The sequence below is a fragment of the Desulfoglaeba alkanexedens ALDC genome (genome assembly GCF_005377625.1).
Lineage (GTDB): Bacteria > Desulfobacterota > Syntrophobacteria > Syntrophobacterales > DSM-9756 > Desulfoglaeba > Desulfoglaeba alkanexedens.
This window is the reverse complement of sequence record NZ_CP040098.1, coordinates 1,101,875-1,125,229: the sequence shown is the minus strand read 5'-3', so window position 1 is coordinate 1,125,229 and position 23,355 is coordinate 1,101,875. Positions and strand designations below refer to the sequence as shown.

19 protein-coding genes and 1 pseudogene are annotated in these 23,355 nt (G+C 58.6%); 8 read left to right on the top strand and 12 right to left on the bottom strand.

The features are described 5' to 3' along the window. Nucleotides 1-124: 124 nt before the first annotated feature. Nucleotides 125-1,438 carry a (Fe-S)-binding protein gene (locus FDQ92_RS15900; protein ID WP_137423625.1) on the top strand — a complete coding sequence of 438 codons (1,314 nt, stop codon included), beginning with the start codon at nucleotides 125-127 and terminating at the stop codon, nucleotides 1,436-1,438. Between the two features lie 607 nt (nucleotides 1,439-2,045). Continuing rightward, nucleotides 2,046-2,246, top strand: coding sequence for a cold-shock protein (locus FDQ92_RS05350; protein ID WP_137423624.1), 201 nt, complete (start codon nucleotides 2,046-2,048; stop codon nucleotides 2,244-2,246). A 129-nt stretch (nucleotides 2,247-2,375) separates the two neighbouring features. Here the strand turns inward: FDQ92_RS05350 and FDQ92_RS05345 are convergent, their stop codons facing one another. From FDQ92_RS05345 to FDQ92_RS05300, 11 genes are all read right to left on the bottom strand, one after another. Next, nucleotides 2,376-4,871, bottom strand: coding sequence for a DNA internalization-related competence protein ComEC/Rec2 (locus tag FDQ92_RS05345; protein WP_137423623.1), 2,496 nt, complete (start codon nucleotides 4,869-4,871; stop codon nucleotides 2,376-2,378). A gap of 18 nt (nucleotides 4,872-4,889) precedes the next feature. Beyond that, complete coding sequence (gene murA / locus FDQ92_RS05340) at nucleotides 4,890-6,146, bottom strand: UDP-N-acetylglucosamine 1-carboxyvinyltransferase (RefSeq protein WP_137423622.1); 1,257 nt, start codon at nucleotides 6,144-6,146, stop codon at nucleotides 4,890-4,892. Between the two features lie 68 nt (nucleotides 6,147-6,214). Then, nucleotides 6,215-7,084, bottom strand: coding sequence for a peptide chain release factor N(5)-glutamine methyltransferase (gene prmC / locus FDQ92_RS05335; protein ID WP_137423621.1), 870 nt, complete (start codon nucleotides 7,082-7,084; stop codon nucleotides 6,215-6,217). 30 nt (nucleotides 7,085-7,114) lie between these two features. Continuing rightward, nucleotides 7,115-8,179 (bottom strand): peptide chain release factor 1, encoded by a 1,065-nt coding sequence (prfA, locus tag FDQ92_RS05330; protein WP_137423620.1) that lies wholly within the window; start codon nucleotides 8,177-8,179, stop codon nucleotides 7,115-7,117. 503 nt (nucleotides 8,180-8,682) lie between these two features. Further along, nucleotides 8,683-8,916 (bottom strand): 50S ribosomal protein L31, encoded by a 234-nt coding sequence (gene rpmE, locus FDQ92_RS05325; RefSeq protein ID WP_137423619.1) that lies wholly within the window; start codon nucleotides 8,914-8,916, stop codon nucleotides 8,683-8,685. A gap of 98 nt (nucleotides 8,917-9,014) precedes the next feature. Then, nucleotides 9,015-9,179: a hypothetical protein gene (locus FDQ92_RS15180; protein WP_170180204.1), complete on the bottom strand. Its 165-nt coding sequence runs from the start codon at nucleotides 9,177-9,179 to the stop codon at nucleotides 9,015-9,017. A gap of 317 nt (nucleotides 9,180-9,496) precedes the next feature. Continuing rightward, nucleotides 9,497-9,835: a hypothetical protein gene (locus FDQ92_RS05320; protein WP_137423618.1), complete on the bottom strand. Its 339-nt coding sequence runs from the start codon at nucleotides 9,833-9,835 to the stop codon at nucleotides 9,497-9,499. After that, complete coding sequence (fliS, locus tag FDQ92_RS05315) at nucleotides 9,816-10,259, bottom strand: flagellar export chaperone FliS (protein ID WP_137423617.1); 444 nt, start codon at nucleotides 10,257-10,259, stop codon at nucleotides 9,816-9,818. The genes FDQ92_RS05320 and fliS overlap by 20 nt, the downstream gene beginning before the upstream one ends. A 61-nt stretch (nucleotides 10,260-10,320) precedes the next feature. Continuing rightward, nucleotides 10,321-11,739: a flagellar filament capping protein FliD gene (fliD, locus tag FDQ92_RS05310; protein ID WP_137423616.1), complete on the bottom strand. Its 1,419-nt coding sequence runs from the start codon at nucleotides 11,737-11,739 to the stop codon at nucleotides 10,321-10,323. A 403-nt stretch (nucleotides 11,740-12,142) separates the two neighbouring features. Then, complete coding sequence (locus tag FDQ92_RS05305; RefSeq protein ID WP_137423615.1) at nucleotides 12,143-13,717, bottom strand: flagellin N-terminal helical domain-containing protein; 1,575 nt, start codon at nucleotides 13,715-13,717, stop codon at nucleotides 12,143-12,145. A gap of 829 nt (nucleotides 13,718-14,546) precedes the next feature. Next, entirely contained in the window at nucleotides 14,547-14,909 is a 363-nt protein-coding gene (locus FDQ92_RS05300) for a response regulator (protein ID WP_137423614.1), read from the bottom strand. Nucleotides 14,910-15,501: 592 nt separating this feature from the next. Between FDQ92_RS05300 and FDQ92_RS05290 the strand changes: the two genes are divergently transcribed. From FDQ92_RS05290 to FDQ92_RS05280, 3 genes are all read left to right on the top strand, one after another. Then, nucleotides 15,502-15,948, top strand: a complete 447-nt coding sequence (locus FDQ92_RS05290; RefSeq protein WP_137423612.1) for a nucleotidyltransferase domain-containing protein — start codon at nucleotides 15,502-15,504, stop codon at nucleotides 15,946-15,948. Then, nucleotides 15,945-16,403, top strand: coding sequence for a type VII toxin-antitoxin system HepT family RNase toxin (hepT, locus tag FDQ92_RS05285; RefSeq protein ID WP_137423611.1), 459 nt, complete (start codon nucleotides 15,945-15,947; stop codon nucleotides 16,401-16,403). The genes FDQ92_RS05290 and hepT overlap by 4 nt, the downstream gene beginning before the upstream one ends. A 202-nt stretch (nucleotides 16,404-16,605) precedes the next feature. After that, complete coding sequence (locus tag FDQ92_RS05280) at nucleotides 16,606-16,830, top strand: hypothetical protein (protein WP_137423610.1); 225 nt, start codon at nucleotides 16,606-16,608, stop codon at nucleotides 16,828-16,830. A 174-nt stretch (nucleotides 16,831-17,004) separates the two neighbouring features. Here the strand turns inward: FDQ92_RS05280 and FDQ92_RS15175 are convergent, their stop codons facing one another. Continuing rightward, nucleotides 17,005-17,418 carry a response regulator gene (locus tag FDQ92_RS15175; RefSeq protein WP_170180203.1) on the bottom strand — a complete coding sequence of 138 codons (414 nt, stop codon included), beginning with the start codon at nucleotides 17,416-17,418 and terminating at the stop codon, nucleotides 17,005-17,007. Between the two features lie 543 nt (nucleotides 17,419-17,961). On the opposite strand from FDQ92_RS15175, the gene FDQ92_RS05270 reads away from it, so the two are divergent. The 3 genes and pseudogenes from FDQ92_RS05270 (at nucleotide 17,962) to FDQ92_RS16425 (ending at nucleotide 23,282) form a co-directional block, all read left to right on the top strand. Continuing rightward, entirely contained in the window at nucleotides 17,962-18,378 is a 417-nt protein-coding gene (locus FDQ92_RS05270) for a hypothetical protein (protein WP_137423608.1), read from the top strand. Nucleotides 18,379-18,848: 470 nt separating this feature from the next. Continuing rightward, nucleotides 18,849-21,524: pseudogene (locus FDQ92_RS16430) on the top strand (NAD(P)-binding protein); the annotation flags it as partial. After that, nucleotides 21,519-23,282, top strand: coding sequence for a CoB--CoM heterodisulfide reductase iron-sulfur subunit A family protein (locus FDQ92_RS16425; protein ID WP_425457268.1), 1,764 nt, complete (start codon nucleotides 21,519-21,521; stop codon nucleotides 23,280-23,282). The pseudogene FDQ92_RS16430 and the gene FDQ92_RS16425, both read left to right, overlap by 6 nt. Nucleotides 23,283-23,355 lie beyond the last annotated feature (73 nt).

Below are 23,355 nucleotides of genomic sequence, written 5' to 3'. Positions count from 1 at the left end.
GTCGAAAAAGCGGCGGGGTTAACGTCAATACCGATGCCGATCCCCATAGCGATCCCCACCGGTTTCTTATCGTAGGCGGGGTGCGAACCGTTTTTTTACGCTGAAATCTACGGAGGAGAAATCTATGGCGGAAGAGGCTATCAATCCGAGCAAACTCAAAGGCGAATTTCGGGAAAAGGTTAAAGGACTTTTGCCGCAGGGAAATCTTAATCTTTGCCTTACCTGCGGAGCATGCGCCAGTGGCTGCCCCGCCACCGGGCTTGAGGGCATGGATCCCCGGAAATTCGTAAGAATGATCGTGTTGGGGATGGACGAAGAGGTGACAACCACACCCTGGGTGTGGATGTGCACGATGTGCATGCGATGTCAATATGCCTGCCCTATGAACGTGGATATTCCCGGGATGGTTTACCAGGCAAGGAGAACCTGGCCGAGGGAAGCCAGGCCGGACGGGATCAAGCGTTCCTGTGACATGGCCCTGCGTAATGAGAGCTGTTCGGCTATGGGTGCAAGTCCTGATGACTTTAAATTCGTTGTCGAAGACGTTCTCGAAGAGTACCGGGAGGCGCAGCCCGAATTCGCCGATATGGAGGCCCCGATCGATAAGAAGGGGGCTGAATTCTTTTTGAACCAGAACTCCCGTGAACCCGTGACCGAACCGGACGAGATGGTTCCGCTGTGGAAAATTCTGCATCTCGTCGGGGCGGACTGGACCTACGGCTCCAAAGGATGGGGCGGGGAAAATTACTGCATGTTCCTTGCTGACGACGACGCCTGGAAGCATGTGACGACCACCGCAGCGAAACAGGCGGACGAACTGGGGTGCAAGATCTTTCTCAACACGGAATGAGGCCACGTAACCTACTCGGTCCTGGCAGGACTGAAAAAATTCAACATTCCTCATAATTTTGTTGTTAAAAATATCTACGAATATTACGCAAAGTGGATACGTGAAGGGAAACTGAAGGTAAACAGCGACTGGAACAAGGACCTGAAACTCAAGTTTACCGTCCAGGATCCGTGCCAGATCGTGCGCAAAGCCTTCGGGGATCCTATCGCGGAGGATTTGAGGTACGTGGTGAAGGCTGTGGTCGGTGAAGAGAATTTCATCGACATGTATCCCAACCGGTCCAATAATTATTGCTGCGGCGGCGGGGGAGGCTCCTTGCAGGCGGGCTACAAAGAACAACGGCTGGCTTACGGGCGCATTAAAGATAAGCAGATCAAGGCCACCGGGGCGGACTATTGTATTGCGGCATGCCACAACTGCCATTCGCAGATCCATGAATTGAGCGATCATTACGGGGGACATTACGGCGTGGTGCATCTCTGGACGCTTATCGCGCTGTCCCTGGGGATTCTCGGCCCCAATGAGAGGGAATATCTCCGGGACGACCTGAAGGATGTGAACGTTTTCCATCCTGAAACAGCGAAGTAGCCAGGAACCAGGGGCGGTGCGTTCTGGTTGGGCCGGCCGGATTCAGCCGTTTGGACGGAAGAAGCCCTCGTTACGAGGCCGTCAGTTTTGACAACGGATACCATATCCCGCTTTTTCATAAGCGGGATATGCATTTGTAGGCACGCTATCTTGAAGGGTCGCTTGGAAGTGAAGGTGCGGCGCTTCCCAGGACAACTCGAAGATTTTTGGTGGCGTTCTAAAGTGGAGACCTTAAGCAGAAAGGCTAACGAAGGTCAAAAAATCCCCCTCTCACCCCTCCCCTTATTCCCCTCCCACAAGGGGAGGGGAATTAGAGTTTGGCATCAAATATCCCCTCGTTCCCATGCTCTGGCTTGGGAACAAGAAGCAAAAGATCTGCACCCGATTTTTTTTTCGGTCGGATCGTTTTTCAGTAACTTTTTCTCTTGCCTTCTTTCACGATGCCTGATACAAGGAAGCACACTTAAACTTGAGTGCGGCGAGTTGGGACGGTACTTTTGGATTCGCCAAGAAATCGATCTTGCTACCTGGTGAAGCGGTTTCTCATGTAAAGTTCCAAAGTAACACCCGACAAGCAGTACGCAACAATCAAAGGAGAAGGTTCACTATGGTAGAAGGTCGAGTAAAATGGTTCAATGACAAGAAGGGTTACGGCTTTATCGAAACGGAATCGCACGGCGACGTGTTTGTCCATTTCAGCGCCATCTCGGGTGAAGGCTACAAGAGCTTGGCCGAGATGGATCGGGTAACGCTCGACGTCGAGCAGTCCCCCAAGGGCGTCCAAGCGGCAAACGTTCGCCGCATCTAACGCCTGAAGGCTTGTGATCCCAAAGGCAGGGCCGGTTTCCGGTCCTGCCTTTTTTTGTCCATGGCCTGCCGCCCCAACAGCTGTGAAGGTGTTCCTTTCGCGCCCACCGATGATATCATCCGACGAAAGTCAGTCTTCGCCGATCATCGCCTCAATGACCCATACCGTACCGTCGGAAACCGCCCGTATGGCTCCTTCCTGGTCCGTCCGGTGGACGGCGATCCCGCGGTTCCGGAATCTTTCCATAACGGCGGGAGCGGGAAACCCGAAACGGTTGTCGAAGCCGCAGGAAACGATCGCCTCGGTCACTCGTTGGCGATCGAGAAGGTTTTCGCTGCTTGACGAAGCGCTTCCGTGGTGGGGCGCAAGGAGAAGAGTCTTTTTCACGGAATCCGGCGGCTGAGGCAACAGCGCCTCGACGGAAGCATCGATATCCCCCGGGATCAGCACCGAAGTCTGCCCGAAATCCACGGCGATCACGAGGGAAACGCGGTTGAGATCCCTGCCGTCCCAGCGGTGGTTGAGGTATTCGGTCGAAGGATGAAGAATGCGTACGCGGCAGCCGTCGATCTCGCGGTCCGGAACTTCGGCGGTCAACTTTTCCTCGAAAACGCCCCGGCGTCTTGCCAGAGGCGAAAGCGCGCGCGGATCTTCGCCCGTGTCGGGAAGAGGGCCTTCCCAGTAGCGGCCCACCTTGAAGTGGGACAGAATGAATCGGAGCCCGTTTCGATGATCGGGATGATCGTGGGAGAGGGCCACGACGTCGATTTTTCGGATTCCTTGGTGCCAGAGAAACGGTGCCAGCACATGGCGGCCCACGTCGAAGGAATCGTCGAAAAAGCCGCCGCCGTCAACGAGCAGCGTGGTGCCGAGGGGGAACTGAACGAGCGTGGAGCTCCCTTGGCCGACGTCGACGGCGGTGACCACCAGTCTGCCCCGGAATCGGTTATTTGCGGAAAGAGAGTCCAGCAGTCCGAAGATCAGAAGGGCGAAAGCGATGCACGCCGCGGCCGTTGCTTTGTGCCGGCGATTCAGCGGTGCGAGGAAGATACCAAGCAAAGCGTAAAACCCTGCGATCACCACCAGGGGAACGTTTCCCACCCAGAGGTAGCTCCAGGACAACCGGCCCAGAAAGGAAATCACGCTCCAGACGGCGTCGAGGCTCACCGCTCCAGCCGCCAGGACCCAAGAGGCGGGAGTTTCAAGAACCGGAAACAAGGCGACGCTCAGAAGACCCAGGGGCAACACCACGGTTCCCACCAGCGGTACGAGCAGTGCGTTGGCGATGAATCCAGCCGGCGAAATTCCGTGGAAATGGTAGGCGAGGAGCGGGAAAATAAAGACAGTCGCCGCAATCGAAAGCTTGAAAGCCTCGACGAAGGGCCGTAGAAGCCCTTGGATCCACCTTTTCCAGGAATTTGTTTCATGTTTGGATGGAACGCGGTGGAGCTTGGGGTGGATCCATAGGATTCCCGCCACCGCTCCGAAGGATAGCTGGAAGGAAGCCTCCCAGAGGCTTTCCGGGAAAAGGAGCAGGACAAGAACAGCCGCCGCTCCCAACAGGCTGAAGCCGTCGGCCTTCCGGTAGGTGAGCGTCGCCGCGGCCGCAAAGACCGCCATGATGAGCGCTCGCCATGTGGGCAGAGCGAGGCCGCTCACCAGCGCGTAAAAGAGGACGGCCGGGAGGGCGGCCAGGAGGGCCAGGTGCCGGTCAGGGTAGAATTGAAGCCATGCCGGTGCCAATAGGCGGAGGCCCCATCGAGTCGTCCAGTGGGCGGCGAACCCCACCAGGCCGAGGTGAAGCCCGGAAATAGCCAGAAGATGCATCACTCCGGCCCGCTGAAGGAGCTCGTTGCTCGCCGGGTCGATTTCATGCCGGTAACCCAAAAGTAAGGCTTCGTAGAGTGCATGGGTGTGGGCGTCCAGGCGTTCCCGCAGCCACCGGCGTGCCTCTTGGCGGAAGCGATCGATCCGGCGCGCGAGTTCCGTGCCGACGCCTTCGATCAGCCCAGTGTCCATCGGGATGATTCGCAGCATGCGTCGGTCGTTGGGAAGATACGCCCGGGCGAAAATCCCCTTCCGAGCCTGGGCGAGAACGTAATCGTAGCCGCCGGGGTTCTGGAAACTGTGCAACGGTTTGAGGGTCATTCGGGCCAGGAGTCGTTCGCCGTTGAGCCATTGCTCCCGGGGTGCCTTCACCGTGAGGTTGACCCGCCCGTCCACCGGATGGCCGACGCCGTCCAGGATGGCGCGGTGAAGGCGGAGCGGAATCTTGATCCTTTCGGGCTGGAAGTCCGGCGGGCCGTCGATGGTGGCTTCGAAAAGTGTGTCGGAGCGATGGAGGTAAGGCTGGAGGCTTTGAGGTGCGGGAAGCGCTGGGGCGTGAACGCGGGCGTTGGCCAATCCCGCCAGCAGCGCCACCAGGCAGAGGGTCCACCGGAAGGCGTGCTGTCTTTTCGCCAGGCCCAACGCTGCCGCGAGGCCGAGTGCCGTGATTCCGGAGGCGAGGGCTGCCGGAGGGGATACCTCCCGCGGCATGAACCGATCCATTGCCATGCCCACCGCAAACAACACCGCGAGAAGCGCAAGAAGCCGTGCCGTCAATTGCCGGACCGCTTCTTTCATGGCCGGTTGTCCCCGCAGCTATTCTTTCTCGCGCCGGATTTTCGCGCCCACCTGCCGGAGTTTCTGGTCCAGCCTTTCGTAACCTCGATCCAGGTGGTAGATTCGACTCACATGGGTCGCGCCGGTCGCCGCCAGCCCTGCCAGGACCAGTGAAGCGGAGGCCCGCAGATCGGTGGCCATAACAGGCGCCGCCGAAAGTCGCGGTACCCCTCGGACCACGGCGCTCCGCCCGTCCAAACCAATGTCGGCGCCCAGCCGGCGCAATTCGCTCACATGCATGAAACGGTTTTCGAAAATCTGCTCGGTGATGACACTGGTTCCGCGCCCCAGGGTCATGAGGGCCATGAATTGGGCCTGCATGTCGGTGGGAAATCCGGGATAGGGCCAGGTCTTGACATCCACACTTTTGATCCCGTTTGCCGCTTCCACCTCCAGCGTGTCGCCGGCCTTCTGAACCGTCACTCCCGCAGCTTCCAGCTTTCGGAGTACGGTTTCCAAATGATCCGGCCGGCAGCGGCGGATCTTCAGCCGGCCGCCGGTGATGGCGGCGGCGAGCGCGTAGGTGCCCGTTTCGATGCGATCAGGGATCACCGTATGGGTTCCAGGGCGCAGTTCGGAAACGCCGTCGATCACGATTTCCGGAGTTCCCACGCCTTGGATGCGGGCTCCCATGCTGGTGAGATACGCCGCCAGGTCGGCCACTTCGGGTTCCCGCGCCGCGTTTTCGAGGATCGTCCGTCCCTCGGCCAGCGAGGCGGCCATCATCAGGTTTTCGGTCCCCGTCACCGTCACCACGTCGAAGGTGACAGTCGTCCCGCGCAGCTTTTCGGCGGAAGCGGTTACGTAGCCCTGGTCGAGTTCGACGACCGCTCCCAGGCGTTCCAAGCCTTTGATGTGCAGGTTGATGGGCCGAGCCCCGATGGCGCAGCCCCCGGGAAGCGACACCCGCGCCCGCCCGAATCGAGCGACCAGCGGTCCCAGTACCAGAACGGACGCCCGCATGGTTTTTACCAGCTCGTAAGGGGCCTCGGGAAGGTGCACGCGGGAAGTGTCGATGACAAGCATTCCATCGTTTTCCCGCCCCGAGTCGGCGCCCATGTGAGCCAACAGTCGTTCCATGGTTCGGATGTCCCGCAGTTCGGGGACGTTTTGATAGCGGTGGCGCCCGGGGGCGAGGAGGCTTGCCGCCATGAGGGGAAGTGCCGAATTCTTGGCACCGCTGATAACCACTTCGCCTTCCAGGGGACGACCTCCCTCGATCACCAATTTATCCACAGTGATCCTTTCTTCATTCGGCTTGCGTGAAGTGCCCGGGCGGCGGCGGGCCGCGCCGCAGCAAAGTTCTACCTTTTGCTTCGAGCGTGAAGAATCCGCGGCAGGCCGGCGTAATCCTCGAAAACCTCGAAGGCCTCATAACCGCCGGCAGCTTCCATCCACCGAACCAGGACGTCCTTTTGATCTGAACCGAACTCGACAAAGACATGCCCCCCGGGTTTCAAATAACGTGGCGCCTGCTCCAGAATGGCAAAGAGTGTGCCCGCCCCTTCGGCGCCGCCACCCTCCAAAGCCGTGAGAGGCTCGTGGTCGCGAACCTCCGGCGGGAGTTTCGGCAGGTCCTTTGAAGCCACATAGGGAGGATTGCTCACGATGAGGTCGAACCCGGCACGTTCGGGTGCCATGAACCCGAGCAGTCTGCCTGCAACCAGGAACACCCTGTCCGAGACCCCGTGCCGTTCGATGTTCTTCCGAGCCGTCAGCAGGGCCTTCAGGGAAACGTCGGTCGCCACGATCGTCCAGGCCGGCCGCTCGCGGGCCAACGCCACGGCGATGGCGCCGGAACCTGTCCCCACGTCCAGCACTCGCGCTCCATCCGCCGTCCCCGCCTCCAGGACCCTCTCCACGAGCACTTCCGTTTCGGGACGAGGCACAAGGACCGAAGGGCCCACTTCGAACTCCAGCGACCAGAATTCTTGTTTGCCCGTGATATACTGCGTCGGCTCGCGCGACGCCCGCCGGCGGATCATCTCCCGGTAACGGGCCAGCTCGGATTCAGACAGAGGCTGATCGTGGCGCAGGTACAGTTGGATGCGTTCGAGGTTCAAGGCGTGGGCCAAGAGCACTTCAGCGTCGGAACGAGGCTGGTCCAGCCCCTTTTGGAAAAAGTATTCGGTGGTCCACTGGAGGACCTTCAAGACGGTCCACGTTTCGGACATGAGAACGAACAGCTCCCGGCCTTCGACCTCTCAGCCGTCTTTCAGCGCTTCAGCCTGGGAGCAGGCGATGAGAGGGTCGATCAGTTCATCCAGATTCCCGCCCAGAACGCTTTCCAGCTTGTAGAGGGTCAGGTTGATCCGGTGATCGGTGACGCGGTTTTGCGGGAAGTTATAGGTGCGGATCCGCTCGCTGCGGTCGCCCGAGCCTACCTGGTTCTTTCGGTCTTGGGCGATCTTCGCATCCTGTTCGCTTTGCATGATGTCGAGAAGCCGCGCCCGGAGAACCTTCAGGGCTTTCGCCTTGTTCTTGTGTTGAGATTTTTCGTCCTGGCAGATGACCACCAGCCCCGTGGGCAGGTGCGTGATACGGACCGCCGAATCGGTGGTGTTGACGCTCTGCCCCCCTGGGCCCGAAGACCGGTACACGTCGATCCTGAGGTCGCTGGGATCGATCTGAACGTCCACGTCTTCGGCTTCGGGAAGGACGGCCACGGTCACGGCGGAGGTGTGAATGCGCCCCTGACTTTCCGTCGCCGGGATGCGCTGCACACGGTGCACTCCGCGCTCGAACTTCAGCCGGCTGAAGGCTCCCCTCCCGTTGACGGCGGCCACGATCTCCTTGAACCCGCCGATTCCCGTGGGGTGGCTGTCGAGCACCTCCACCCGCCAGCCGCGTTCTTCGGCATAGCGCGAATACATCCGGAAAAGGTCCGCGGCGAAAAGCGCGGCTTCGTCACCTCCGGTGCCCGCCCGGATTTCCAGAATCACGTTCTTTTCGTCGTTGGGATCTTTGGGAAGAAGCATGACCCGGAGATCCCGCTCCGTGGCCGCGATGGCTTCTCGTATCCGCGTCACTTCTTCCCGAGCAAGAGCCCTCATCTCAGGGTCAGGTTCGTGGCGGGCGAGTTCTTGATTTTCTTCCAATTCGTGTTCGAGCTTCCGGCGGCGTCGATAGGCTTCCACGATGGGCGAAAGCTCCGCATGTTCCTTAGCCAGCCGCTGGTACTGCTGCGGGTCGGCGAAGACATCGGGCTTGGCCAGAAGATCTTCCAGTTCCTCGAAGCGCTGCTCTACCGTCGCCAATCGTTCATACATGGTGTTTCTCGGTGCACCTGCAACTCAAATATTCTGAATGGGTGCAGATCTTTTAGAACAACATCCAGGGTGACCCTCTGAGGTAGATCCAGATGGCCTTGAAGCAGCAAGCGCATCAGCTCCGTTTCCCCTCGTTCCCAAGCTCCAGCTTGGGAACGCCCTGCCCGGGAAGCTCCAGCTTCCCTCCTGCTACAGCTGAAACGCGCTGTCTTTCTAGGGAGCTCGCCAGGATCTCGAAGTGGTCTTTCTCCTCGTTCCCAAGCTCTGGCTTGGGAACAGGCTCACCGAAGCTGGAGCTTCTGCACAGTTGTGTTCCCAAGCTGGAGCTTGGGAACAAGAAGCAAAACAAGCTCATGAAAATGGGGTCCTGATGTTCCTTGTGCCTGTAAGGGCGGCCTTGGCCGCGATGAAGGTCGTTGTAGGAGCGGCTGCTTCTCTCCGGTCGACCGGCAAAAAAAACCGGGGTCGAAACCCCGGGTGTCGTCAAAGCGGCGGTCCAAGAGTTATGGTTTTTCCTGGGCCTGGCTTTGCTGATTCTGGTACTTCTCGTACTTCTTCAGGAAGCGCTCGATGCGGCCTCCGCTGTCCACCAGCTTCTGCTTTCCGGTGAAAAACGGATGGCACTTGGAACAGATTTCCACGCGGATGTCCTGGCGGGTGGACCCCGTACGGATTTCGTTCCCGCAAGCACAGCGAATGACCGTTTCGTAGTATGCCGGATGAATGTCTTTCTTCATGGATCCTCCAATTCTGCGTCTTTTTTCGAAGTAACCATTATAGCCCGCAGGGGAAGAGATGCAAGAAAATTCAACCCGGTCTCATCGGCGCAGAGGCCTCACGAGAAGCGGTAAGCCTTGAGCGCCCTCTGCTTCTTTCGCAACTCATGCAGGCTTTTGTCGATTTCATCCCGGCGGACGTTCAGACGCCGGTACGTGCTTTCTGCGGCCGCCGCAAGGACGACCAGCCACTCACTGAAATCCTTCCCCATGGATCGGCGCAAGCCTTCCCCCTTGTTCCCAAGCTCCAGGCTTATGTTCACCAATTGAAGACTGCTGCATAGTGGCCACTTAATTGTCTGGAGCTGTACTAACTTTAAACTTACATTTCGCCTCCCTTTGCACGGCAGGCAACGATGCCAACGTCGCAAAAAACTCGAAAACAGCCGTTGTCATTCCGAGGAGCTTGCCACGACGAATCTCAAACATCAGCTATCATTAACATTTGCTTTTACGAAGAGATTCCTTTTAGGACGAGATTCCTCGCTGCGCTCGGGATGACAATTCGAATTTTTTACGAAGGCATCGACGATGACCTGTTTCAAGTGGAGTGATGATTTTTCACGATTTTGTCAAGACTGCCGTACACCGATATGGCCCTTTTTTTCCGTGCCCGCATACCGAGTTGTCGGCCCAGCTCATCCCGCCGGCGACGGATGGCCTCAATGGCGGAAGTGACCCGCTCATGGGCACTGGTGACCGTCTCGAGCAATCCCGGGTCCCGCGGCTGCCCCGCGCGGCCCAGCGCGTCCATCACCGCCCTGTGTTCCCCGGCCAGGTTCGCCAACGCCCCGGCATCGTCGTTTTCCAGGGCGGTTTCGATCTTGGCGCTGATCTCCACCAGCCGCCGGTAAAGCGTTTCATGGGGCTGAGACAGCAATTGTCGTCCGCTCCATCGATCCCGCGTGGGAATTGCGGTCCAAGACCAGTGGCTTCTGCCGTGCCGCGAATTTGAAGCCTTCGTACAATTCGGATAATAGTTTTTCGGCCTCTTGCAGGGCATCGGGATCGTTGTGGATATTCGCAATGGTGACCCGATGGATCGAATAGCGGTACAGGGCGGCCAGGTTTTCGGCCAGTTCCGCGCCCTTGTCCCTGTCCAGGGCGCATTCGAGTTCCGTGAGGATCTTCAAGGCCCTGGAGACCTTCTCCCCCTTGAGCCTGGGCTTGTTTTCCAGAATCCCCCGCCGCGCCATGTTCAGGGCGGCGATAGCTTCTTCATAGAGTAGCAGCAGGATTTCTTCCTTCTTCTGAACCGTTTCGACCATTACCTTGCGGTAGCCGGCATATCCCGTGTGTGTCATCGAACAACCCTTTCTGTATTCGGAGCGTTGGTTTAAAACATTTCCACCGGCGGTCAACGGATTACCGGTTCGATATGAAGTTGTTGAGATTCTGCAGGCCTACGATCTGCTGGGTCAGATACTCGCCGGTGGTCTGGTACTCGGCCAAGAGGGTTTCCAGGGCGTTGAATTGGGCCCTGGTCCGCGTTTCCCACGCCTGGTTGCGCAGTTCCATACGTTCGATCTGCTCGGCGATGTCCTCTATGCTGGACTGAATGCCCTCGGTTCGCACAGTGAGGGTGCCATCCCTGGGATCGAGCATCCGATCCAGGGTATCGATCAGGCGTCCGGCAAAGCCTTCCGTTCCCACGGCGGGTTGGGCGAAAAATTTGAGCACGTCTTCGAAATGATTGTCGAGGGCGTCGTCAAGGACCGAATTGTCGATTTTCAGTCGTCCTTCGCTGTCGAGGGAGATGCCGAGGTCGGCCAGGCTGCTGAACGGTCCAACCCCGGAAACCGTGCCGGCGATTTCGTCGGCCAGGCGGCGGCGGATCCCGTTGGTGGTGGCATCGCCCATCAGGACCCCCGCCTGCCCGGTTTCCGCATCGTAGGCCTGGGCGGAGTCGATCGCCTCGACGGCCTTGTTGTAAGCCTCGACGAAAGTTTCAATCTTGGCGGCCACGGCGGCCTTATCCCTGCTGACCGTCAGGGTCGCTTCATTGCCGGGGGCCGCCGGGGCCGAGAGCAGGTTGAGGGTGACGCCCTGGATGACGTCGTCGAAACTGTTGCCGCCGCGGTGGATATCGGTCACCCCGTCCACCGAGATGATCGCATCGGCGGCCGCCCGGGTGTTGGACAGGTTCTCCGTAACCCCCTGATCGTACACCAACCTGGAAAGTCCGCTGGCATCGGTGTCATTGCCGTCGCCGGTGTCCGTAGCGGTGAGCCGGATGACGTTTTGCGCTCCCGTTTCCCGGCCGGCCAACGTAAGAAAATAGTTGGTTCCGTCAAAGACCACCGCGGCCCGCACCCCGGCATCCGCATCGTTTATGGCTTGGGCCACGTCCTGGATCGTGTCGCCGGCGCCGACGGCGATATCGGCCGTCGCGCCGTCGCCCAGCCTGAGGTGGAGGATCCCCTCCCCGACGGGTTCATTCTCGGAAAAAGCCCCGCTGGTCAGCTTGTGAACCGTGGCCAGTTGCTGCACCCGGATATCGTAGGTGCCGGCGGCGGCGGTTTCGCCGGCGGACGCGGTGAAAAGGTCCGGATCGGCCGAGGCGGCGGAAAAGCGGGTCAGTTCGCTCGTGGAATCGAGGCCTTCCAGGGCGGTTTTCAGGCCGCTCAGGGCGCTCTTCAGATTGCCGTAGGCGGTCAGTTCCACCTGATAGGCGGCCTCCCGGTTCTGGAGGATCGCGATGGGCCGCTGCTGGATTTCCAGCATCTGGTTGATCATGCTGTTGGTGTCGAGACCGGATATGAGCCCTCCGACGGAAATGCTCATGGCCGTTTCCTCCCCCGCTTGAGGTTCAAGATTGATAACGTCGTAAAAAAGCCGAAAACAGCCATTGTCATTCCGAGGAGCTTGCAACGAGGAATCTCAAGCATCTGCTATTATTATACCTTTCGTTTTTCAAAGAGATCCCTCGCTGCGCTCGGGATGACAATTCGGATTTTTTTACGAAGGCATCAAGGTTCAATGTTCAAGGTTCGGCGGATTCTTGCCCGGGGGCGCCCGGTTCCGCTGTTTATTATATCGGCGGTTTGCCGGAAAACTTGAATGCCGATTTCACCCGGCGGATAAAAAAGGCCCCGGAAGCTTTTCCGGGGCCCGTTGAGGCGGTTGGTCCCGCCTGCCCGACGATGAAATCGAATCTCCATTCGGCCGCGCGGGCGCCGGTTTGCCGTTATCCCTGGAGCAGGGAGAGCACCGCCTGGGGGAGCTGGTTGGCCTGGGCCAGCATGGCGACGCCTGCCTGTTGCATGATCTGAGCCCTGGTCAAAGCAGCGGTTTCGGCGGCGAAGTCCGCGTCCAGGATCCGGGATCGGGCGGCGGACACATTTTCAGAGACATTCTGCAAGTTGGCGATGGTCGATCCGAAGCGGTTCTGGATGGCGCCCAAATTCGACCGGCTGCTGTCAATGGCGGAAAGCGCCGAGTCGATATTCAGGATGGCCTGGGTCGCACCGCTTTGCGTGCTGATGTCCACGGACGAAATAACGCCGTTGTTGGCGGAATTAAGGCCGCTTTCAGTACCCGCGAAGCCAAGAATATCAGCGCCAGAGTTGAAGGTGATGGTGTCATTCGAAGTGAGCTTGATGGCTCCGCGGACTGTTTTTTCAATATCATCAGGAGCGCCGGCACCTGTTTCTTGACTTGTTCGAAACGCGGTGTCCAGTGTAGAAGCAGTACCTCCAGTACCTGCTGTGGCTCCATTGAAATTTTCATCGACGAAGATGTTTCTGCCGTCTGAAGCCGTCAGCTTCAGGGTACCGCTGTTGTTGTACGCTACCACACCGTGAGCAGCCGTTTTGGCGTTGATGTCTGCTACCAATTCATCGACAGTTTTTTCAAAGGTTCCACCGCCAGAAATCGTCTGTGTTTCATAGATCGCGACTGTGTTGATCGAAAGCGAATAAGTCGAATTGCCAGCATCTCCTGTACCATCATCAGTAGCTCCGGTTAAAGAAATGCCCGTGGTGGTGAGGCCCGTGAAGGTCGTTGCCTGGGCTTCGGCCGTCAGATCCGTGAATCCGGACTGGTTTACGGCAATGGCCTTGGCGTAAGCGCTGTCCGCCGTGGCACCGTTTACGCCGGTTACAGCGGCCGAAGCGATAACGTTTTTGGTTTCGGCGCCAACGGTAATATTGATGTTCGATCCATCGCTTGAAGTGGCGCTGACACCCGTGTAGGTGTATAGAGCATCAGCAGCATCGATCACTGATTGTCCTCCGACAGCGGAGGCATACGCGCCCAAAGCGGTAGTTTTGGCGCTGTCAATACTGAATGAAATAGTCTGGCCGGATTCGGACCCCACCTGAAAAGCCTGTGCGCTGAATGTGCCGTCGAAGAGCTTCTTGCCGTTGAAGGAGGTGGTAGCAACAAGACGGTCAAGCTCCGCTTTCAGTTGAGTGACTTCCGCGTTGAGGCTGGCCCGGTCGGTGGAAGTGTTCGAATCGTTCACCGACTGCACGGCCAGCTCCCTCATGCGCTGCAGGATGTTGGTGTACTCCTGCAGCCCGCCCTCAGCGGTCTGGGCCAGGGAAATGCCGTCGTTGGCATTTCTCACCGCTTGGTTCAGACCGCGGACCTGGGAATCCATCCGGTTTGAAATCCCCAGCCCCGCGGCGTCGTCCTTTGCGCTGTTGATGCGAAGGCCCGATGAGAGCCGCTGCAGGGATTGGTTCAGCAGGTTCTGGGTTTGCCCCAGGTTTCTCTGGGCGTTCAGTGACGCGACATTGGTGTTGATGGTCAATGCCATGATCTTTTCCTCCTTGGTTTTCCGGTTTTTGCCGGCCTTCCCGCCGACAGGCTTTTATTTTCCGTCTTTCCGTCCCGAATTCCGTTTCCGGTGGGGCCCGGGCGTCCTCCTGTGTCGCCCCCGATGTTGCCCGCGTTTGTTGGTTTTTTGTTTCCTTGCCTAGTTTTTCGGAACTTCTCGTCGAAAACTTAAATCAAAATTTCAGTGAGAAATTCCCCACCGGTCATCACGTGAATCGAGCCTTCAAGTCGTAAGTCGACTGCATCCGAGGTCGGATCCGATTGAACTTGAAGGTAGCCGTTATACTGGAGCCTCCAGGCTTAAGCTATTGGTAGCGTAGAAATAATAGACCTAATATTTGATGCCAAGTTCTATTTCCCCTCCCCTTGTGGGAGGGGATTAAGGGGAGGGGAATGCAACTGATTGACATACGTTAATTGTCTCACCCTCACCCCAACCCTCTCCCATCAAGGGAGAGGGGGATTTTTTGACCTTCGTAAACCTTTTTGCTTAAGGTCTCCACTTTAGAACACCACCAAATTTTTGTGTTCAGTTTGAAGGAGGACCATGGCGAAGCGCCAATTCCCAAACGGTCACAAAGAAACTCGGGTGCCGGAAAGTGACGCCGGAAAGGCCGACCGACTGACGCGCCTGGCGTCCTTGTGTCAATCCTATGACGTTCAGATCCTCTACGCTTTTAGAAGCCACGGTCGGGAAGCCTGGGAATGGGTCCAGGGGAAGCAGGAAAGCCTGTCGCACAGAACAAGGGTATTCTCAGACAGCTTCTTACCGGCAAAAGACGTTTTCGGCAACATGGTCCGCGCTGAAGTCAACGCCGCCGATCTTCCAGTACGGCCCGGATCTGCTGGAGGACGGCCTTGAACTTGTAAGGCTTGACCACAAAACCCACGGCGCCGGTCTGAAGCAGTCCCCGCATCTGCTGTTTGTCCAAGTAGCCTGTGGAAACGATGATCCGGGCTCCGGGGTCCTTCCGGAGGATTTCCTCCAGGCACCGGGCGCCACCCATGCCGGGCATGTTGAGGTCCAGGAGGACCACGTCGATGCCGGAGCCTTCCTTTTCGAATCCGATGCAGGTGCCATGGCTGCTTTCGACCTTTCCTTCGACGCCGGAAAGAAGATTTCGAAGGTGGTTCCTTGTCCCCAGGTGCTTCGGCAGGTGATCAGCCCCCATGGTTTTTCATTGGGTGCGGATCTTTTAGAACGACATCCAGGGTGACCGTATGAGGTAGATCCAGATGGCCTTGAAGCAGCAAGCGCATCAGCTCCGTTTCCCCTCGTTCCCAAGCTCCAGCTTGGGAACATAACTGGGGAGAAGCTCCAGCTTCGGTACCCATGAGGGCGTTCCCAAGCTGGAGCTTGGGAACAAGAAGCAATTTTCATGCTTCGTTGTGACCCCTTCTTCGCGCTTTCGTTTCAAAAGATCTGCACCCAACAGCAATTGCAGTTGCAGCCGCTCAACGGCGTCAGGGATGTCAGTGATTTCCCTGAAGTGAATAGGAGAGACAACGACCTGATATCGTTTGCGGATAACGTTTGACAGGATCAAGTTTACAGCATCCGTTACCATTTGTTCTGCTCAGGACGGTAGCCGTTATACTGAAGCCTCCTGGCTTAAGCAGGGAGGTTCCAGCTTCGTTGTGACCCCACAGGGTCATGGGGGTTATTCTTGAGAAGATACGAAGGAAGGCGTAAAATCTTTGTGTTCAGTTTGAAGGAGGACCATGGGCGAGCGCCAACTCCCAAACGGTCGCAAAGAAACTCGCGTGCCGGAAATTGACGCCGGTAAGGCGGACCGACTGACGCGCCTGGCGTTCTTATGTCAATCCTATGACGTTCAGATCCTCTACGCTTTTGGAAGCCGCGGTCGGGAAGCCTGGGAATGGGTCCAGGGGAAGCGGGAAAGCCTGTCGCGGGGCCCTTCGGACCTGGATCTAGGCGTCAAGCCCCATCCGGAGGCTGATTTCCCGGTTCGAAGAAAGGTGGAACTGGCTCTCGCTTTGGAGGATCTCTTCGGCGTCTCTCGTGTGGATCTGGTTTTTCTACCGGAAGTGGACCCGTTTCTCGCTGCAAACATCATCCGGGGAGAAAGGCTCTATGCGGGAAACGGCCATGCAGCCGACGAATACGATCTTTACATCCTTCGGCGGGCCGGTGACTGCGCTCATCTGGAGCGGGAACGGCTGGCCCTCATTCTGGAGTCCGACCCATGACCGAGGGGACCCTTTCGCAGCGAATCATCGCCGACCGCATTCATTGGATTGAAAAGATGATCGGCGAAATCCGCCTCCTCCCCCTGGAATCCCGGGAGGCATTTTTCGCCGACAGAAGAAACGTGTGGGCAGCCGAATCCTGTCTTCGGCGAGCCCTGGAGGCGCTGCTGGACTTGGGCCGTCACATCCTCGCCAAAGGCTTCGCCGTGGGGGCCAGCGAATACAAGGAAATTGCTCGGCAATTGGCTGCGTGCGGTGTGCTTGCTCCGCCGGAATCCGATCTTCTTCAAACACTGGCGGGCTACCGAAACCGGCTTGTTCATTTCTACCATGAAGTGACCCACGAAGAACTGTACCAGATCTGCACGGAACATCTGAAAGATGTGGAGCGGGTCCTGAGGAGCCTCAAGGACTGGTTCCGGTGCCACCCCGATCGCCTGGACGAAGGGCTCTAGCCGCACCTCAAAGGCATTCAATGACCTCCCGAATCATCATTGTGATTTCCCCGAAGATCGGGATGGGACTTGTTGAGGGGAAGATCGCTTTGAACCCCTCTGTTCAAAGATCGTGGGATCATTCCTTGGAGATTCACACCTTGATGTACCGGTAGGCTTGGGTGGTGCGGGTGAGGATTTCCTGGAGGCCGTTGGAGACGGGGTGTACGAAGTCGGGGAGGGCTTCCGGCTTGATGTTGACGCAGCGGAGCTATTCTTCGCAGATGAGGATGCGATGGCACGCCGCGGTGAAATCGATCATCTGCTGCCGGAGCGTCTGATTGCAGGCGATGGATTTGGCACCCGCGAAGACATCCGCCAAAACGATGATCTGCAGATCCTTTGCAGGTACCGTCTGAATGAAGTGTTCGATAAGACGGAAAATTGACGTCTATTTGTCCCGGTCGGAGATGTGAAGTAGAACAGACAGGTTTGCCAAGCGAGGTTTCCTGTCGGTTTCGTAACGGAAAACGAAATAGGAAACGCGTCTTGCGGATTTCTGTTGCCGTTTTAACCACTCTACCGGCAAAAGGCCATTTCGGCAACATGGTCCGCGCTGAAGTCAACGCCGCCGATCTTCCAGTACGGCCCGGATCTGCTGGAGGAGGGCCTTGAACTTGTAAGGCTTGACCACAAAACCCACGGCGCCGGTCTGAAGCAGTCCCCGCATCTGCTGTTCGTCCAGGTAGCCTGTGGAAACGATGATCCGGGCTCCGGGGTCCTTCCGAAGGATTTCCTCCAGGCACCGGGCGCCACCCATGCCGGGCATGTTGAGGTCCAGGAGGACCACGTCGATGCCGGAGCCTTCCTTTTCGAAAAGGGATAACGCCTCTTCGCCGCTTCGCGCGGCGAGGGTCCGATAGCCGCTGGCTTCCAGCATGTGCTGGCTGACTTCCAAGAGGCTCTCTTCGTCGTCAACCAGCAGCACGGTTTCCAATTGTCCTTGAAAATCAGATCCTTCGGATGCAGATGCCATGGCTGCTTTCGACCTTTCCTTCGACGCCGGAAAGAAGATTTCGAAGGTGGTTCCTTGTCTCCAGGTGCTTCGGCAGGTGATCAGCCCCCCATGGTTTTTCACTATACTGTAGACGATTGCAAGCCCCAATCGCGTCCGATAACGGAAAACCGGGCCGATAGGGCGGGGCATTGGGATTTGTTCATCGCGGCGAGGGCGCCGCTCCCACAGGAACCCGGAACCCGGAACCCACTTTGATGAGCTTGTTTTTGGACAGGCTCTTAACATCGGGAAGTCGACGATTTTCGTTTATCGGCCGCCATGGATAAGAAGAACCCGGAGGGGCTTCGCCTTTCTCGGTATGCCGGGTAATTATTATCCATGTGCGGGCACCCTTCTCGCGACAGCGAAGGGGGGGTATCCTGAAAAGGGCAACGAGATCGTATGGATAGGCGTTCATAGCGGGCTTTGGCACGGGATGTGCCTCAAGGTAGGGCCAAACGTTGTCGGCACCCGAAAAGGGCCGAAAAGGAAAACTCCTAAAAACGAGGAAGGAGAAAAGTGATGAAGAAGGTGCTCATGATCTTGGGACTGGTGGCTTTGGTTGGTTTTGTGGGCGCTCAGGCTGGTGCCCAAGGGCCTTACGGTGGAGGGGGTTATCACATGGGGCCGGGGAGCTGCTGGATGACGGATACCCCGGAAGGTCGGCGCTTTGCCGAAGAAACGGCACCCCTTCGCCAGTCGCTCTATGAAAAGCAACAGCAGCGGTATGAACTGGTGAACCAGCCGGATTCCGATCCCGCTGAGATCGGGGTCTTGACCAAGGAAATCCACGAGTTGCGACAACAGCTTTGGCAGATGGCCGAGGACGCCGGCTTCCGCGGCGGTTACGGCCGCGGCATGAGGGGGCGCCACTACGGTATGGGTCCGGGTTGTCCGTGGTGGGGCGGCGGCCAAGGGGCGCCGCAGCAAACCCAGTAACGGCCGGCGGGGCCTACGGATCGGCTTTGGGTGGATCGGGAGCGATGGAGCTCCCGGTTTGCCCTCGTCCTATTTCGTCTCCTTTCAATAACTGAAGATAAAGCGTCTGGATTCGGCCTTTCGCCGGAATGACGAAACAACCCAACCCCCCAGTCATTCCGGCGAAACCTGTCCCGGACCCCGATCCGGGAGCCGGAGTCCGTTACCTTGCTGCAAAAAATCAGTCACCCCGATTTGTTGAGAAGATACGTAGCCGAGCGGGAATCGGAGGTGAGTGCACAAGCGGACGAGCTTGGCTTGACTCGATAGGTGGAGTGCTTTATAAGCAGACCGATACTCGTTTTCTGGCAGAAGACCTGTCTGTGGCATTGTTTGATCAGGCGTAGAGAACAGTTACTTTCCTGGAATGGCCGGAGCGGGGATTTCTCGCCGTGGGTGGATTTCAGATCGGGATTGCGAGGAGACCTTTGATGAATGCGACGGGCGACAAGGGACCGGTGATCGGTTCCGTGATGGTGGTCGGCGGCGGCATCGCCGGGATGCAATCGGCGCTGGATCTGGCGGAGATGGGCTATTACGTCTACCTGGTGGAAAAGGAATCGTCCATCGGGGGCGTTATGGCTCAGTTGGACAAGACCTTTCCCACCAACGACTGCGCCATGTGAATTATCTCGCCGAAACTGGTCGAGGTCGGCCGGCATTTGAATATCGAGTTGCTCACGCTGAGCGAAGTCCAAGAAATAACGGGCGAACCGGGAAACTTCAAGGTGAAGGTTTTCGAGAAGCCCCGTTTTATTGATTTGGACAAGTGTACGGGCTGCGGGGAATGCGCTCGAGTGTGCCCGGTGGTGGTTAAAAACGAATTCGATATGGGGCTGAGCGAGCGGCGGGCGGCGTACCGACGGTACGCTCAGGCGGTTCCCGGCGCCTTCGCCATCGAAAAGCGCGGGACGTCTCCGTGCAAGGTCGCGTGCCCCGCTCACATCTCCGTCCAAGGCTACGTGGCGTTGGCGGCGGAAGGACGTTTCGCCGAAGCGCTGCAGCTCATCAAGGAAGAAAACCCGCTTCCCGCCATTTGCGGCCGAGTCTGCCATCATCCGTGCGAATCGGCATGCATGCGCGGGCGGGTGGATGATCCGGTTGCGATCAAGTTCATCAAGCGTTACGTGGCGGACTTGGATCTGAACGCCGAAACCAGCTACGTGCCCCAACTGAAGCCCAAGCGTGATGAGAAGGTGGCCGTCATCGGGTCGGGTCCCGCAGGACTGACCTGCGCCTATTACCTCGCCATCGAAGGCTACTCGGTGACCGTCTTCGAAAGGCTTCCGGTGCTCGGCGGCATGCTCACCGTAGGCATCCCCGCCTACCGGCTTCCGCGGGACATAATCGAAGCGGAAATCCAGGTCATCCGGGACATGGGGGTGGCCTTCAAAACCGGTGTGGAAATCGGCAAAGACGTCACCATCGCCCAGCTTCGGGAACAGGGTTACAAGGCGGTCTTTATCGGGATCGGGGCCCACGAATGCAAGGCGCTGGGGATTGAAGGCGAGGATCTGGATGGAGTGTTCCCGGGGGTGGAGTTCCTTCGGGAAGTGAACCTGGGCCGAAGGATCGCCCTGGGGGATCGGGTGGCGGTCGTCGGCGGCGGAAACGTCGCCATGGATGCGGTGCGCACGGCGCTTCGGACGGGATCCAAGAAGCCCTTCGTGATCTATCGGCGAAGCTTCGAAGAGATGCCGGCCAGCGAGGAAGAAATCGAAGAGTGCCAGGAAGAAGGGATCGAAATCCTAACGCTTACCAACCCGACCCGGATCATCGGGGAAAACGGCCGGGTTAAAGCCATCGAATGCGTGAAGATGGCCCTGGGGGAACCGGACGCCAGCGGGCGGCGGCGGCCGGTGCCGGTCCCTGGTTCCGAGTTCGTGATCGAAGTGGATGCGGTGATTCCGGCCATCGGCCAGGAAACCGATTGGGCGTGCCTCACCCCGGAATGCGCCTGCACTTTGAGCGATTGGGGGACGATGCGGGTGGACCCGCTGACGCTTCAGTCCGACGATCCGGACATCTTCGCCGGCGGGGACGCCGTGACCGGTCCCAAGACGGTGATTGAGGCCATTGCGGCCGGAAAGCAGGCGGCTGTATCCATCGACCGGTTCCTTCGCGGTGTGGATCTGCGGGAGGGCCGTGAAAAGGAATGGCAGGCGGTCCAGGATGTTCGAACGGAAGGCTACGACCGAATACCCCGCCAACGGATGCCCCGGCTGGAACCGGCGGAGCGCATCAATAATTTCAATGAAGTCATGCTGGGCTTCAACAAGGATCAGGTGCTCCAGGACGCGAAGCGGTGCCTTGCCTGCGGCGTCTGTTCCGAGTGCTACCGGTGCGTGGCGGCGTGTCTTGCCGATGCGGTGATCCATGAAGACCAACCTCGCGAACGGCACATCGAAGTGGGCGCCGTGGTGGTGGCCCCCGGCTTTCAACCTTTCGATCCGGGAAGTTATGACACCTACGCCTACAGCAAGTTCGACAATGTAGTGACATCCATGGAATTCGAACGGCTGCTTTCGGCGTCGGGTCCGACCATGGGTCACGTGGAACGGCCGTCCGATCACAAGGAACCGAAGAAGATCGCCTGGTTCCAGTGCGTCGGTTCCCGCGACATCCATCACTGCGACCACGGGTACTGTTCGGCGGTTTGCTGCATGTACGCCATCAAGGAAGCGGTGATCGCCAAGGAGCATGCCGGCAAAGACTTGGATGCGGCGATCTTTTTCATGGATATGCGGACCCACGGCAAGGACTTCGAAAAGTACTACAACCGGGCCCGGAATGAACACGGGGTTCGTTTCGTTCGTTCCCGGGTCCATAGCGTGGAAGAAGTTCCGGGAAGCGGCGGCGACCTGGAGATCACCTATGTGACCGAGTCCGGGGAAGTTCAAAGCGAAGCGTTCGACATGGTGGTTCTGTCGGTGGGGCTGGAGACGACCCGGGCCGCAAAAGAATTGGCGGAACGGCTGAAGCTGCGCCTCAACGACGACGCCTTCGCCGTGCATTCTTCCTTTACGCCGGTGGAAAGCAGCCGTCCCGGAGTGTTTGTCTGCGGGGCGTTTCAGGCTCCCAAGGACATTCCGCAATCGGTCATGGAGGCCAGTGCGGCGGCGGCGGCGGTGGGAAGCCTTCTGGCGCCGGCCCGAGGGACGCTGGTGCGCGAAAAGGAAACGCCGGCCCAGCGGAACGTCTACGGCGAACCGCCGAGGGTGGGGGTTTTCGTCTGCCACTGCGGCATCAACATCAGCGGCGTGGTGGATGTGAAAGCGGTTCGCGATTACGCTAAAACGCTTCCTTACGTGGAGTACGTGGCGGACAACCTCTACACCTGTTCCCAGGATACCCAGGAGATCCTCAAAGATGCCATCCGGGAACACCGATTGAACCGGATCGTGGTGGCGGCGTGCACGCCGAGGACCCACGAGCCGCTTTTCCAGGAAACCCTGGAGGAGGCCGGACTCAACAAATACCTCTTTGAAATGGCCAACATCCGAAACCAGGATTCCTGGGTGCATGGGTTCGACCCGGCGAGGGCCACCGAAAAGGCCAAGGATCTCGTGCGCATGGCGGTTTCGAAGGTGGTTCTACTGGAGCCGCTTTCCGAACCGGAACTATCGGTGACACGGCGGGCCCTGGTGATCGGCGGCGGCATCGCGGGTATGGTGGCGGCGAGGGCGCTCGCGGACCAGGGATACCCGGTGGAACTGGTGGAGCGAAGCGATGTTCTCGGAGGCCAAGCGTTGAACCTATACCGGACGTGGCAAGGGGAAGACGTTTCCGCCTACGTCCAGGAGCTTTCCGCAGCGGTCAAAGCACATCCCCTGATCACGGTTCATCTTTCGAGCTGCGTTGCCAAAGTGGAAGGCTTCGTCGGAAATTTCAAGACGGTTATCGAAACCAGCGACGGGCCGTGCGAGGTGGAACACGGTGTCGCCATCGTGGCGACGGGCGGCCGGGAATTCCAGCCTTCTGAATACCTTTACGGTCAGGATCCAAGGATTCTTACCCACCAGGAACTGGACCGAAGGTTCCGTGAAGACGACCCGAAGCTTCGTGAAGTATCGACCGCGGTCTTCATCCAGTGCGTGGGATCCCGGGAACCGGAGCGGCCTTACTGCAGCCGGGTGTGCTGCACCCATTCGCTTCAGAGCGCACTCGAACTAAAGCGCCGAAATCCCGAAAGCGATGTCTATGTCCTCTACCGCGACATGCGAAGCTACGGCGAACGGGAAAAGCTGTACATGGAGGCGCGCCGGGCGGGAGTGTTGTTCATCCGCTACGAACTGGAAAGCAAACCCAAAGTCGAAGTAGTGGACGGGAGGCTTCAGGTGACGGTGATGGATCACGTGCTGCGGCGCCCGATCGTGCTCCAGCCGGACCTGCTGACGCTGGCGACCGCCATCCTTCCCAACGCCGACGAGGCATTGGCTCAGCTTTTCAAGGTTCCCATCAACGAAGAAGGCTTCCTGATCGAAGCCCACGCCAAACTGCGGCCGGTGGATTTCGCTACCGACGGGGTGTTCCTCTGCGGCCTGGCGCACTATCCAAAGCCCATCGACGAGAGCGTGGCGCAGGCTCAGGCGGCCGCGGCCCGGGCGTCCACGTTTCTCGCCCGGGATACCGTCCGTTTCAGCGGCAACGTCGCTCAGACCAGTCCAATCCTTTGCAGCGGCTGCGGGACCTGCGTGAACATCTGTCCCTATTCGGCACCGCGGTTCAACGACAAAGGCAAGGCGGAAATCAACCCGGCGCTCTGCAAGGGCTGCGGGCTCTGCGTCGCGTCGTGCCGATCGGGGGCGATCCGGCTCCAGGGTTTCGACGATGCGCAGATCTTTTCCATGATCGAGAGTGTCTGACGTGTGAAAGAGCGGACTTTCAGCGGGAATAGACGCGAGAAGCCCCAGGCTGAAGGCGGCGTGGGGGGCGTCA

Bases quoted from the DNA above. Each gene is read 5' to 3' on its own strand.
- hepT (WP_137423611.1), top strand. From the start codon at position 15,945: ATGACCGAGGGGACCCTTTCGCAGCGAATCATCGCCGACCGCATTCAT.
- FDQ92_RS05350 (WP_137423624.1), top strand. From the start codon at position 2,046: ATGGTAGAAGGTCGAGTAAAATGGTTCAATGACAAGAAGGGTTACGGC.
- prfA (WP_137423620.1), bottom strand. From the start codon at position 8,179: ATGTATGAACGATTGGCGACGGTAGAGCAGCGCTTCGAGGAACTGGAA.
- prmC (WP_137423621.1), bottom strand. From the start codon at position 7,084: ATGTCCGAAACGTGGACCGTCTTGAAGGTCCTCCAGTGGACCACCGAA.
- FDQ92_RS16425 (WP_425457268.1), top strand. From the start codon at position 21,519: ATGGAGGCCAGTGCGGCGGCGGCGGCGGTGGGAAGCCTTCTGGCGCCG.
- FDQ92_RS15175 (WP_170180203.1), bottom strand. From the start codon at position 17,418: ATGGCATCTGCATCCGAAGGATCTGATTTTCAAGGACAATTGGAAACC.
- FDQ92_RS05345 (WP_137423623.1), bottom strand. From the start codon at position 4,871: ATGAAAGAAGCGGTCCGGCAATTGACGGCACGGCTTCTTGCGCTTCTC.
- FDQ92_RS05270 (WP_137423608.1), top strand. From the start codon at position 17,962: ATGAAGAAGGTGCTCATGATCTTGGGACTGGTGGCTTTGGTTGGTTTT.
- FDQ92_RS05305 (WP_137423615.1), bottom strand. From the start codon at position 13,717: ATGGCATTGACCATCAACACCAATGTCGCGTCACTGAACGCCCAGAGA.
- FDQ92_RS05300 (WP_137423614.1), bottom strand. From the start codon at position 14,909: ATGGGGGCTGATCACCTGCCGAAGCACCTGGGGACAAGGAACCACCTT.
- rpmE (WP_137423619.1), bottom strand. From the start codon at position 8,916: ATGAAGAAAGACATTCATCCGGCATACTACGAAACGGTCATTCGCTGT.
- fliS (WP_137423617.1), bottom strand. From the start codon at position 10,259: ATGACACACACGGGATATGCCGGCTACCGCAAGGTAATGGTCGAAACG.
- fliD (WP_137423616.1), bottom strand. From the start codon at position 11,739: ATGAGCATTTCCGTCGGAGGGCTCATATCCGGTCTCGACACCAACAGC.